At 36.2% G+C, this 13,367-nt stretch carries 12 protein-coding genes; all 12 read left to right on the forward strand.

Annotated elements, in window-relative coordinates:
- Nucleotides 1-240: 240 nt before the first annotated feature.
- Nucleotides 241-1,722 carry a UDP-N-acetylmuramoyl-L-alanyl-D-glutamate--2,6-diaminopimelate ligase gene (locus NX902_RS09290; RefSeq protein WP_123259630.1) on the forward strand — a complete coding sequence of 494 codons (1,482 nt, stop codon included), beginning with the start codon at nt 241-243 and terminating at the stop codon, nt 1,720-1,722.
- Nucleotides 1,706-2,146, forward strand: coding sequence for a hypothetical protein (locus NX902_RS09295; protein WP_123257421.1), 441 nt, complete (start codon nt 1,706-1,708; stop codon nt 2,144-2,146). The genes NX902_RS09290 and NX902_RS09295 overlap by 17 nt, the downstream gene beginning before the upstream one ends.
- Before the next feature lies 1 nt (nt 2,147).
- Nucleotides 2,148-3,122 carry a phospho-N-acetylmuramoyl-pentapeptide-transferase gene (gene mraY, locus NX902_RS09300; RefSeq protein ID WP_095329091.1) on the forward strand — a complete coding sequence of 325 codons (975 nt, stop codon included), beginning with the start codon at nt 2,148-2,150 and terminating at the stop codon, nt 3,120-3,122.
- Nucleotides 3,122-4,474, forward strand: coding sequence for a UDP-N-acetylmuramoyl-L-alanine--D-glutamate ligase (murD, locus tag NX902_RS09305; RefSeq protein WP_095329092.1), 1,353 nt, complete (start codon nt 3,122-3,124; stop codon nt 4,472-4,474). Before mraY ends, murD begins: the two co-directional genes overlap by 1 nt.
- A 313-nt stretch (nt 4,475-4,787) precedes the next feature.
- The gene (gene spoVE, locus NX902_RS09310) at nt 4,788-5,888 is read left to right on the forward strand and encodes a stage V sporulation protein E (RefSeq protein WP_047939912.1); all 1,101 of its coding nucleotides are present in this window, start codon (nt 4,788-4,790) and stop codon (nt 5,886-5,888) included.
- 449 nt (nt 5,889-6,337) lie between these two features.
- Nucleotides 6,338-7,441, forward strand: coding sequence for an undecaprenyldiphospho-muramoylpentapeptide beta-N-acetylglucosaminyltransferase (murG, locus tag NX902_RS09315; RefSeq protein ID WP_163188546.1), 1,104 nt, complete (start codon nt 6,338-6,340; stop codon nt 7,439-7,441).
- A 95-nt stretch (nt 7,442-7,536) separates the two neighbouring features.
- Complete coding sequence (locus NX902_RS09320; protein ID WP_123257425.1) at nt 7,537-8,316, forward strand: cell division protein FtsQ/DivIB; 780 nt, start codon at nt 7,537-7,539, stop codon at nt 8,314-8,316.
- The gene (locus NX902_RS09325) at nt 8,306-9,004 is read left to right on the forward strand and encodes a DUF881 domain-containing protein (RefSeq protein ID WP_095329097.1); all 699 of its coding nucleotides are present in this window, start codon (nt 8,306-8,308) and stop codon (nt 9,002-9,004) included. Before NX902_RS09320 ends, NX902_RS09325 begins: the two co-directional genes overlap by 11 nt.
- A gap of 32 nt (nt 9,005-9,036) precedes the next feature.
- Complete coding sequence (locus NX902_RS09330; RefSeq protein ID WP_371471169.1) at nt 9,037-9,765, forward strand: DUF881 domain-containing protein; 729 nt, start codon at nt 9,037-9,039, stop codon at nt 9,763-9,765.
- Nucleotides 9,765-10,130, forward strand: a complete 366-nt coding sequence (locus tag NX902_RS09335) for a small basic family protein (protein WP_095329099.1) — start codon at nt 9,765-9,767, stop codon at nt 10,128-10,130. The genes NX902_RS09330 and NX902_RS09335 overlap by 1 nt, the downstream gene beginning before the upstream one ends.
- Before the next feature lie 327 nt (nt 10,131-10,457).
- Complete coding sequence (gene ftsA, locus NX902_RS09340; protein WP_095329100.1) at nt 10,458-11,741, forward strand: cell division protein FtsA; 1,284 nt, start codon at nt 10,458-10,460, stop codon at nt 11,739-11,741.
- Between the two features lie 170 nt (nt 11,742-11,911).
- On the forward strand, nt 11,912-13,081 hold the full coding sequence (ftsZ, locus tag NX902_RS09345; RefSeq protein WP_123257427.1) for a cell division protein FtsZ: 1,170 nt from the start codon (nt 11,912-11,914) through the stop codon (nt 13,079-13,081).
- Nucleotides 13,082-13,367: the final 286 nt, after the last annotated feature.

Consider the following 13,367-nt stretch of genomic DNA (forward strand, 5'->3'; position numbering starts at 1 on the left):
TCCAAGAATAGAGCTCGTATGTAAATAATTAAAATTTTCCTCTATCTTAAATTATTCTTCTAATATAAATTCTCCAACAATAAGGTACAACATAGATAAATTTTTTTTAATCATGTAAAATAAAATACGCTAAGAAAATTGTATAATCTATATGGCTGATTCATTATTTAGTATATAATTAATATTTATGAGCAATCAAAGATTACATATAGAGCTAGAGAAAAGAGGAATCAAAAAGCGATGCAATTAAAAAAACTTATTGAGAGTTTACAGCCATACACTCCTTATACCGGAGAAGATGTGGAAATAAAATCAATAGAGAATGATAATCGCAAAGTATCAGATGGCAGTCTTTTTATTTGTATAAAAGGTTATACAGTCGATGGCCATGATTTTGCCCAAAAAGCATACGAATCTGGGGCAGTCGCTGTCATAGCGGAAAGAAGTCTGTCCTTGCCTATTCCAGTGATCGTTGTAAAAGATACAAAAAGAGCTAGTAGTGTGCTTGCAGATGTATTTTATCAAAAGCCGACTCAAAAGCTTCAGCTTATTGGAATAACAGGTACAAATGGAAAGACAACAACTAGCCATTTAATAGATGCTATTTTAAAAGAGGCAAATAAAAAAACAGGAATCATCGGTACGATGTATACCAAAATCGGTGAGCAAATACAAGAAACAAAAAATACAACTCCAGAAGCTGTGACCCTGCAGAAGGTGTTTCATCAAATGGTGGAGCAAAAAGTTGATACAGCTGTTATGGAAGTATCTTCCCATGCCCTTGTAGAAGGCAGAGTATTTGGTTGTGACTATGATATTGCTGTTTTTACCAATCTAAGTCAAGATCATTTAGATTATCATGGTACGATGGAAGAATATAAAAAAGCGAAAGGGTTGCTTTTTACAAGACTAGGAAATGCCTTTTCGTCTGAAAAGCCAAAATTTGCTATTCTCAATAAAGATGATGCAGCAGCGAATGAGTATGAAACCATTACAGCCGCTCATATTCTTACATATGGAATTGATAAAGAAGCTGATATAATGGCAAAAAATATAAAAATTACGGCAGCAGGCACATCATTCGATTTACATACTCCGCTTGGCATACATTCTGTCCAATTAAAAATGGTTGGGAAATTTAACGTGTATAATACACTAGCAAGCATTGGTGCTGCAATCGCAAGTAATATTCCAATGGAAGTGACCATCAATGCGCTAGAAAAGGTAGCAGGAGTCGCAGGGAGATTTGAAACGGTTAATGCCGGCCAAGACTTTTCTGTGATCGTTGATTATTCACATACACCTGATAGTTTGCAAAATGCTTTGCAAACGGTAAAAGAATTTGCTAAGAATAAAATATATGTGATCGTTGGCTGTGGGGGCGATAGAGACAAGACGAAACGTCCTTTAATGGCGAAAATTGCTTGCGAGGAAGCGAGTTATGCAATCCTAACTTCCGATAATCCTAGAAGTGAAGATCCGCTTGCCATATTAAAAGATATGGAGGAAGGAGTTAGGGCTGAACAGAATTATACGATAATCTCTGATCGCAAAGAGGCTATTGCTTTTGCTGTTGATCAAGCGCAGCCTGATGATGTTATTCTAATTGCAGGGAAAGGGCATGAAACGTATCAAATTATTGGTTCTAAAGTGTTGGACTTTGATGACCGTTTAGTTGCAAAAGAAGCGATAGAGGAGAGAAAAAATGACACTGTCCTATAACTTAGTCCTTCAAGCTATTCCCGAAGCAAAAGGGTTTGTGAAAGAAGATTTGCTTTTTCAAACCGTGTCATTCTTAGCAGAGTGCGAACAGCCAAAAGGACTGTTTATTCCATTTTATAAAGATAGTTCTGGTGATTTGAGTGCTGCTATAACAAATGGAGCAATTGGAGCGATTTGGGAAGAGGGGATGAAACTCCCATCCTATACACCAAATCATTTTCCGATTTTTTATACAAAAGATTTAAAGGAAGGCATATTAAAAATGAGTAAAATTTACGAGCAACAATTACAAGCACAAGAAAAAACAACTAAATTTATTTTTTTGCAAGAAAACAGTCTGAATTCCCAGATGGAAACATATGATATAGCGGTAATTAGAGAGCATGTATTAAATACAAATAATCAAATGAAAGGAGGGAATTAAAATGCAGGAGAAAGTTATCTTTTTTACGATTCTATTAGGCTTTTTAATAACAGTATTAATTTCTCCCTTTTTTATTCCCTTCTTGCGAAGATTAAAATTCGGACAAAGCATTAGAGAAGAAGGACCGAAGTCTCATCAGAAAAAAACGGGAACGCCAACTATGGGGGGCTTAATGATTATTTTCTCCATTGTTGTAACGACATTGGTAATGATTAATAAATTTTCAGAGCCAACAATTAAGACGTATTTATTACTTTTAGTATTAGTCGGATTTGGATTGTTAGGCTTTTTAGATGACTTTATAAAAGTAGTGATGAAGCGTAATTTAGGATTAACTTCTAGACAAAAGCTATTAGGGCAGATAATTATTTCGCTTATTTTTTACTTTGTTTTACGCGAAAACGAATTTTCCACTGCAATTTCGATTCCTTTTGTAGATAAACCACTAGAATTAGGGTGGTTTTATGCGCTATTTATTATTTTTTGGTTAGTTGGATTTTCTAATGCGGTGAATTTAACCGATGGCTTGGACGGATTAGTTTCTGGAACTTCTGCTGTGGCATTTGGAGCGTTTGCTGTCCTTGCATGGAGTCAATCACAGTTTGAAATTAGCATTTTCTCGGTAGCCATTGTGGGCGCAGTTTTAGGATTTTTAGTATTCAACGCCCATCCAGCAAAAGTATTTATGGGAGATACTGGTTCACTTGCCCTTGGAGGTGCTATTGCAGCGATTGCTATTTTAACAAAGACAGAAATTTTATTAATATTAATAGGTGGAGTATTTGTTATTGAGACACTTTCTGTCATTCTTCAAGTAATATCTTTTAAATCAACAGGGAGAAGAATTTTCCGTATGAGCCCATTACATCACCATTATGAACTAGTTGGCTGGTCTGAATGGCGAGTAGTTGTCACATTTTGGACGGTTGGATTATTATTTGCCGCTTTAGGAATTTATATTGAGGTGTGGTTATAATGAAGCAGATTAATGATTATCATCATAAAAAAATTCTGGTATTAGGTCTTGCTAAAAGTGGAATAAGCGCAGCTCAATTACTACATAATTTAGGTGCCTTTGTAACAGTAAATGATAGTAAGCCATTAGATGAAAATCCAGAAGCACAAGGCTTATTAGAACAAGGAATCACGGTTATCTGCGGAAGTCATCCTATTGAATTGCTGGAGGAGGGTTTCCAGCTGATCGTAAAAAACCCTGGAATTCCTTACTTTAATCCAATGATTAAAGGGGCAGTGGAGCGTGGCATTCCTGTAATCACAGAGGTAGAACTAGCATACAGAGTGTCCGAAGCTCCTTTTCTTGCAATCACTGGGTCAAATGGGAAAACAACGACCACAACCTTATTGTTTGATATGTTAGAAATTGATAAGAAAAAGCCTTTGATAGCGGGGAATATTGGAACAGTTGCTTCTAATGTAGCCCAAGTTGCAGAGGAAGATAATAAAATAGTGATTGAATTATCCTCCTTTCAATTAATGGGAATTGAAAAATTCAAGCCGAAAATTGCGATCATTACAAATATTTATGAGGCACATTTAGATTATCATGGGACACGGGAAGAATATGCGAAGGCAAAAGGAAACATTACGAGAAACCAAGATGAAAGTGACTATTTAATTGTGAACGTCGAACAAGAGATTGTCATGGATATCGCGAACAGAAGCAATGCAACGATTATTCCTTTTTCTGCAAAACGTGAACTTGAGTTTGGGGCCTATATAAAAGATAATATTATTTATTTTAATGATCAAAAAATTATGGCACTATCAGATATAACGTATTTAAGTGCATTAAATTTAGAAAACATCCTTTCATCTGTTGCAGCAGCAAAATTATCAGGTGTAACAAATGAAAGTATTTTTGCAGTATTAAGTACCTTTAAAGGGGTTAAGCATCGTCTGCAATTTATTAAAGAAATAAACGGACGGAAATTCTATAATGATTCGAAAGCAACAAATATCCTGGCAACACAAAATGCCCTTGCAGCCTTTAATGAACCGGTTATTCTGTTAGCTGGTGGACTGGACCGCGGAAATGAATTTGATGAACTCATTCCATCTCTTAAAAATGTAAAAGCTATGATTACTTTTGGACAAACTGCTGAAAAAGTGGAGAAGGCAGGCAAGCTTGCAGGAATAAAAACCATTAAACGCGTCGATAATGTGGACAAAGCAGTACCTGTTGCCTATGACTTATCAGAAAGCGGAGATGTTATTCTTCTTTCCCCAGCATGTGCAAGCTGGGATCAATATAAAACTTTTGAAGTCAGAGGAGACATTTTTATCAATGCGGTGCATATGCTTAAATAAGGGCTTGTCTGTAAGTAGGCGTTGAAAGAAAATTTAAGATCTATATGGATAGAAATAAAAAAGTATCCATATAAAATACTTACTTAAAAGTAAGCTCTGTAAATGATAACAAGGTTAGTAGAAAAAGGCTAAAGGTTTCATTTCATCTAAATTAGGGTGGAAGGAACGCTCTTTTCCCTTATTCCTAGTTTAACCGATAATTTACAGAGCTTTCTTTTTTTATCCGATTCCTCAGTAGTATACAAAGAAATCTGGGTATAAATCGCTTTTCTTTGTTGCAAGCCCTTAATCTTGCAGGTTCGAGGTGTTAATGGTGCCATCAAAAAAAACGACTCCAGATATAATTCTAATGATTATTACATTTACGTTGCTAGCGATAGGGTTAATCATGGTGTATAGTGCTAGTGCTGTAATGGCTGAACGAAATTTAGGTGATTCTTTTTTCTTTGCTAAAAGGCAAATGCTTTTTGCAGGAGTCGGAATTGCAGCAATGTTATTTATTATGAATCTTGATTACTGGATATGGAGATCTTGGGCTAAACCGATTATTATTGTTTGTTTTATTTTACTTGTCGTTGTTTTAATTCCTGGGGTGGGGTTAGTTCGAAATGGTTCGCAAAGCTGGATCGGAGTAGGTGCTTTTTCTATTCAGCCCTCTGAATTTATGAAAATAGCAATGATTCTTTTCTTGGGAAAATTTCTATCAGAAAATCAAAAGCATATAACCTCCTTTAAAAAAGGGTTACTTCCCTCATTAGGTCTGGTATTCCTTGCCTTCGGAATGATTATGCTTCAGCCGGATTTAGGTACTGGGACAGTTATGGTTGGAACTAGTATTGTCATGATTTTTATTGCTGGTGCTCGCATTCGTCACTTTGTTATTTTAGGTCTTATTGGGGTAGCTGGTTTTATCGGTCTGGTTGCATCAGCTCCTTATCGGATTAAAAGGATAACATCCTTTCTGGACCCATGGTCAGATCCATTAGGAAGCGGATTTCAAATAATCCAATCTTTATATGCAATTGGTCCAGGCGGTTTATTCGGTTTAGGACTTGGGGAAAGCAGACAAAAATTTTTCTACTTGCCTGAGCCGCAGACCGATTTCATTTTTGCGATTCTGTCAGAAGAATTAGGCTTTATCGGCGGTTCGCTGATTTTATTATTATTCGCGCTTTTACTTTGGAGAGGCATAAGAATTGCATTAGGAGCTCAAGATTTATTTGGGAGCTTTGTGGCAGTCGGGATCATTTCCATGGTTGCAATTCAAGTTATGATTAACATTGGGGTGGTAACAGGGCTAATGCCAGTTACAGGGATTACACTTCCGTTTTTAAGCTATGGCGGCTCATCGCTGACACTTATGTTAATAGCAATAGGCATCCTTCTAAATGTGAGCCGATTTTCGCGGTATTAAATGCAGCCTCATTGCTAGGAAATTTTTTGATGAAATTTATAGAAACCTAGTGGAGAGAATACGTTCTCTTTACTAGGTTTTTTTGTGGAGAGCTAAAGAGTGTTTATCATGGTAGTCTCTGTTTCAGAGGGAAGAAATGTTGTAGAATACAAAAAATTTATTTTTTTCACACATATGATAAATCCTTTTCAAACATGACAATATGACATGTAGGAAGACGAAATGTATTACATTTCATTATCATTTTCAAGATATTCATAAAGCAAGTTTAAAATATAGTACAATAAGGTATCTATTATTTGGGAGATGACGGCAAAGCTAAAAAATATCTAAAAAAATAGCAGAAGATTATTTTTGTTTTATGTTATTTGAAGCTATAATGTAAAAGAGAAGAAAACCACGTTTTTTTCAGGAAAAGTAGAGATGAGAAGTATTTTGAGGTGGAAAGAATGAAAATAGTAGTAAGCGGCGGAGGAACAGGGGGACATATATACCCTGCATTAGCATTGATCCGCGAAATAAAAAGAGAAGTGAAGGATGCTGAATTTCTTTATATCGGAACAGAGCAAGGGCTAGAAAGTAAATTAGTTAGACGAGAAGATATTCCATTTAAAACAATACATATCACAGGGTTTAAACGAAAACTTTCCCCAGAAAATGTGAAAACAGTTTGGCGATTTATTGCAGGTGTACAAAAAAGTAAAGCGATTTTAAAAGAATTTAAAGCAGACGTTGTCATCGGAACAGGCGGATATGTTTGTGGTCCGGTTGTATATGCGGCAGCTAAGCTTGGAATACCGACTATTATTCATGAACAAAATAGTGTTCCAGGGTTAACCAATAAGTTTTTAAGTAAATATGTCGATAAAGTAGCGATTTGCTTTGAAGAAGCGGCTTCTTTTTTTCCAGATAAAAAAGTAGTGATGACCGGGAATCCAAGGGCATCCGAAGTGTTAAATCAGGATGGAATAAAAGGTCGCTTATCAGTCGGATTAAAATTAAAAGAACCCGCTGTTCTTATTGTTGGCGGTAGTAGAGGAGCAAGACCGATAAATGATGCTGTAATTGCAGCTTTACCACAATTAGGGGAGAAAGCTTATCAAGTTCTTTATGTAACAGGAGAGGTGCACTACGAAGCGGTAAAGAAAGAAGTAGAGCGTGTCGGCAATCCAGAAAATGTTATTATTAAGCCATTTGTCCATAATATGCCTGAAGTATTAACGAGTATTGATTTAACTGTTGCAAGAGCTGGCGCAACAACACTAAGTGAGCTAACCTCGCTTGGTATTCCGAGCATTCTTGTGCCAAGTCCTTATGTAACGAATAATCATCAAGAAAAAAATGCGCATGCATTAACGAGTAATGGAGCAGCCAGAATGCTTCTTGAACAGGATATGAATGGCCAAAAATTGATAGAAGAAATGGATGCAATCATGCTTAATCCTGTTTTGCTAAAGGAAATGAAAGAGGCTTCCAAAAAATTAGGTATTCCTGATGCGGCAATGAGGTTGTATAATGTCATGAAGGAAGTAATCGATAACAAGAAAAAATAAGATAGCAAATAGAAAATTTGTTTGTTAGGAAAAGGTGGACAACCTATTGAAATGTTATGTACTATTTCCTTATTTAATAATACCGGGGTGATTTTTTGGAAAAAGGGAAGGTAGTTTCTTTAGAAGATAGAATTCCAAAATTAAAAGAGCAGAGACGAAGAAAAGCAAATCGTCGCCTTATTTTCCTTCTCCTTCTATTCTTCCTAATCATCGTTTGCGTTATATACTTCCAATCGCCTTTAAGTCATGTGAAAAACATCGAAATTACGGGTAATCATTTATATTCTTTTGAAGACTTGGAGAAAATGAGTGGAATTGACAGCAAAACAAATATTTGGACAATCAAAAAAGACAAGCTCACAGAGAAATTAAAAGACTCAGGCGGGATTAAATCTGCTAAGATTTCTATTGTTTTTCCAAATACTGTTCATATAGACGTAAAAGAGTATAGGAAGATTGCTTACTTTGAAGTAAAGAATGAATTTATTCCACTTCTTGAAAATGGGGAGATGTTGCATGACAGAGCTATGACCAATAGTCCCTATGATGCTCCAATTATTAAGGATATAAAGAGCGAAGATAATAAAGTAATCAAAAAAATAGGGGGAGAACTAAATAAACTGTCAGCAGAAGTGTATAACGCAATTTCTGAAGTAAGGTATACTCCTAAAAATACAGATAAGTGGCGTGTTACTGTATATATGAATGATGGAAATCAGGTATTAGCTTCTTTATCCTCTTTTTCGGATAAGCTGCAGCATTATCCATCCATCATTTCCCAGCTGAATACAGATAAAAAAGGCGTTATTGATTTAGAGGTAGGTTCTTATTTTAAAGCTTTTGATTCGGAAGGGGAAAAGAAGGGTGAAGAATAATAAAAGAAGAAGAAATGTTATCTTCTCCTTAGTTTTTCTTGTACTTGGATTTATGATCTCTTTTTCCTATCAAAATACAAAAAAAGATGAAGGGAAAGCAGTGAGTGAGAGCCAATTTGAAAGAGATTTGGATTTGCGCAATGAGCTAATTGAGCAGGAAGAAAAGAACAATAAGTTGTATAAGGAGTTAAAGGAAAACCAAAGGGACTTGCTTCAATTAGAGAAGAAACTTTCTAACGAAGCAGAGACTTATTATAACTTGGCAGAAGATGCGGAAAAATACCGGATATATTTAGGAAAGGTTGCAGTAAAAGGGGAAGGGGTACAAATTGCTTTGGAAGATGGTGAGTATAATCCAAAGGAAGATAATGTGAATAATTATTTGGTTCATGAGCATCATGTATTTAAAGTGATCAACGAGCTTTATATTGCTGGTGCAGAAGCGATTAGTATCAATGGACAAAGGCTAGCACATAATTCTTATATCCTTTGCAATGGTCCAGTAATTGAAATTGACGGTTATCAGCACCCAGCCCCATTTGTTATTACGGCAATTGGCGATAGCGATGTGTTAGAAGGCGCAATAAATATAAATGGTGGCGTAAAGGATTTGTTAGTAAATGATAATGTAAGATTTACGCTTGAGAAAAAAAGAATGATCCAAATGGATCCTTTAAATGTTAATTAACGATAAGTATGATTTAGAAAGTATGATGCGCTTTGAATAAGAAATTTATAACGATGACGGGAATTACACTTATTGCAGGGTTTATGATAGCAGTTCAATTTCAGACAATAAAAGAACCTGTTGTACGAGACACGAGAGATACTTGGGAGTTAAGAGAAGATCTTATCCATGAGAAAAAATTAGAATTAAAGTTAATAGATGAGATACGTTCGACAAATGGAAAGATAGAAGAATATGAGAATGAAACCCCAAGAAGCAAAGAAGCGGTATTGAAAGAGACTTTGGCAGAATTAAAGCAGGAAGCGGGCTTAACAGAAGTAACGGGAAATGGAATTGTCTTAAAGATTGAGTCTGTCAGTACAGAAATGCTTTTAGGTGAAAATCCTGGAGTAGTTACCTCTGAATTATTACAACGGTTAGTAAATGAATTAAATTTATATGGTGCTGAGGAGATAGCGATAAATGATAATCGTTATGTAAATACAACTGTTATCCGTGAAATTAACAATGTGTTAAAAATGGATGGGAATCCCCTAAACCAGCTGCCAATTGAAATAAAAGTGATAGCGAAGGATGCTAACACTGTTGAAAAACTGTTTAATTACATGAAGGTTTCAAAGTCAGCAGATGAATTTTTCTTATCTAATCTGTTATTGAATGTCGAGATGCCAAAGGAACCAATCAAAATACCAGCATATAGCAACCCCATAAATATCCATTATATGAAGCCCGTAAGTACAAGTAAAGGAGGAGATTCTTAATGTGGCTTCCTATATTTGGGCTGATTGTTGGGATTGTATTAGGATTATTAACCGATATAAAAGTGCCAGACGAATATGCTAACTATTTATCAATTGCTGTTCTCGCTGCACTGGATACTTTATTTGGAGGGATTCGTGCTCATCTGCAAAATATATTCGACGAGAAAGTATTTGTAACTGGGTTCTTCTTTAATATTGCTCTTGCAGCAAGTTTAGCTTTTCTAGGTGTACATCTTGGTGTAGACTTATACTTAGCGGCTATTTTTGCATTTGGTGTTCGACTATTTCAAAATATAGCTGTCATTCGCAGTATTATCTTAAAGAAATCAAATACGCATTCTCTTGAAAAAAATGAAAAAAGTTGACAGAGAAAAAAGGGAATATATTAGTTTTGGCGAATAATTTAAATATTAATAGATATGTGGAAGTGAATTACGATATTTCCTTGTGAAATAAGTAATTAGTCCTATTTGTAGTAAAAAAGACCAAAATTGTATTGACACTTTGCGAAAACTTAGTGAAAATATGGTGTTGCCTGGTATACAATAGAATAGTTGTGAAGATTATATTATGTATATCAAAAAACTATGTAAATAGCAGACGTTACTTCTGATAAAAAAAGTTGAATTTTTTGACTGTATGACATAACTTGTTGTTCACATTATTTAAAATGCAAAAGGAGGTGCCCGAGAATGAACAGCAATGAACTTTATGTGAGTCTAGACATCGGTACATCCAGCATAAAAGTAATCATTGGAGAAATGATTAACGAATCTTTAAATATTATTGGTGTAGGCATCGTCCCATCAGAAGGTTTAAAAAAAGGTTCAATTGTGGATATAGATGAAACCGTTCATTCTATTCGACAAGCAATAGAGCAAGCTGAAAGAATGGTTGGGATGGAGATAAAGCAAGTAGTTGTTGGCGTTTCGGGAAATCATGTTAATCTGCAAACCTCACGTGGGGTAGTTGCAGTTTCAAGTGAAAATCGCGAAATTACAATTGAAGATGTAATTAGGGTAAAGGATGCTGCACAAGTAGTTTCCATTCCCCCTGAAAAAGAGATTATTGATATTATTCCTAAACAATTTATTGTCGATGGATTAGATGAAATTACTGATCCCCGAGGAATGATTGGTGTACGATTGGAAATGGAAGGTACTATTATAACTGGAAGTAAAACCATTTTACATAACACCTTAAGATGTGTGGAAAGAGCAGGACTTGAAATTCAAGATATCTCCTTGCAACCACTTGCTGCAGGATCTTTTGCGCTTTCAAAAGATGAGAAAAACTTAGGAGTGGCGTTAATAGATATAGGCGGAGGATCTACAACTATTGCTGTATTTGAAAATGGATTCCTTAAAGCCACTAGCGTTATTCCTGTAGGTGGAGATCATATTACTAAAGATCTATCCATTGGTCTTCGAACTACAACAGAAGATGCCGAAAAAATTAAAATAAAGTATGGTTATGCTTTTTATGATCATGCTTCTGAAGAGGAAGTATTCAGCGTTCCTATTATAGGAAGCGATCAGCATCAGCAATTTAATCAATTGGAGATTTCTGATATTATAGAAGCTAGATTAGAAGAAATCTTTGAACTTGTTGGTCATGAACTAGCTAGACTAGGAGTATATGATCTTCCAGGAGGATTTGTATTAACTGGAGGAGTAGCTAGTACGAAAGGAATTTTAGAATTAGCGCAAGATATTTTCCAAAGCCGAGTTAGAATTGCTATTCCTGATTATATTGGAGTTAGAGAGCCACAATATACTACTGCAGTTGGTTTAATTAAATTCTCCTATAAAAATAGTAAACTTCAAGGTGGAAATATCCATAACCCTGTTGCTGTTCCTGCTGAAACAAGGGAAAAAGCTCAGAAAACAGCATCCCAAAAACAAGCTTATGAGAAAAAACAAGTGGAAAAAGAACCTTCAAAGTTTAAGAAATTTATGGGATATTTCTTTGATTAATGAAATGTCTTAATAGAAAAACATAATTTTGATAAAAAAGAACTTCGAGAAGGCTGAGAGTCGTTTAGGGTCAGTCTAGGTATTAAAATGGTATGTTACTCCATATCACCAAGACTTGAGATGCGGACAGTTCGATACTGCTGAATATCGACGAATTAGGAGGATTTGTCATGTTGGAATTTGATACAAATATAGATTCACTAGCTGTAATAAAGGTTATAGGTGTAGGTGGCGGTGGAAATAACGCTGTTAACCGAATGATTGAGCATGGCCTACAAGGGGTAGAGTTCATTGCTGTAAATACAGATGCACAGGCATTAAATTTATCTAAAGCAGAAATCAAAATGCAAATTGGTGGAAAACTTACAAGAGGATTAGGGGCAGGTGCAAATCCTGAAGTAGGGAAAAAGGCTGCTGAGGAAAGCAAAGAACAAATTGAAGAGGCATTAAAAGGAGCAGATATGGTCTTCGTTACGGCAGGAATGGGTGGCGGAACTGGAACAGGTGCTGCACCAGTTATTGCTCAAATCGCCCACGACCTAGGCGCCTTAACAGTAGGGGTAGTAACAAGACCTTTTACTTTCGAAGGAAGAAAAAGATCCACACATGCTGCAAGCGGGATTACAGCATTGAAGGATGCTGTCGATACATTAATCGTTATTCCAAACGACCGCTTACTTGAAATCGTAGATAAATCAACTCCGATGCTTGAAGCGTTTAGAGAAGCGGATAATGTATTACGCCAGGGTGTACAAGGTATCTCTGACTTAATCGCAACACCAGGGCTGATTAACTTAGACTTCGCTGATGTGAAAACAATTATGGTGAATAAAGGTTCTGCACTTATGGGGATAGGTGTTGCAGCAGGGGAAAACCGTGCAGCTGAAGCAGCGAAAAAAGCAATTTCTTCACCACTTCTGGAGACTTCCATTGATGGAGCACAAGGAATATTGATGAATATTACCGGTGGAACGAATTTAAGCTTGTATGAAGTACAAGAGGCAGCCGATATTGTGGCATCTGCTTCCGATCAAGATGTAAACATGATTTTCGGTTCTATTATTAATGATGATTTGAAAGATGAAATTGTTGTTACGGTGATTGCTACTGGCTTTAACCAAGATTTATCGCAGCTCCAGCCAGATAGACCTGGATTTGGCGGCTTAAAGCCAAATAACAATAACGCAAACCCTGTCAACAATCCGGTTAACAATAGAGAAGTGAAACGTGAAGAGCCGCATGTGCAAAAAGAACAACAACAACCAAGAAGCAATGCGCAACAACCAGAAGATGCTTTAGATATTCCGACATTCTTAAGAAATAGAAACCGCAGAAGGTAATTATTTCTTTAGCAAAAACCTTTCCATTTTTTCATAATGGAAAGGTTTTTTGTTGTGCGCCCGGCATGCACATGAACTATAGGGTGCGAGTCCCGAACCCCGAAGACAGAAGTAGAGGTTAGCCAAGAGCTAGGGTGTCCGTGGTGACGCGGAATCTGAAGGAAGCTGGAGGCAAAACACCGGTCCGAGGAACACGAATCTCATACAAGGCTAGTTACGACTGGATGAGTTTGCAACACAAAACAAAGTCCTTTCTGTCGAAGGTCATACCTAGTAAATGAGGCGG

It is taken from the genome of Niallia sp. FSL W8-0954 (genome assembly GCF_038005605.1).
Classification (GTDB): Bacteria; Bacillota; Bacilli; order Bacillales; family Cytobacillaceae; genus Niallia; species Niallia circulans_A.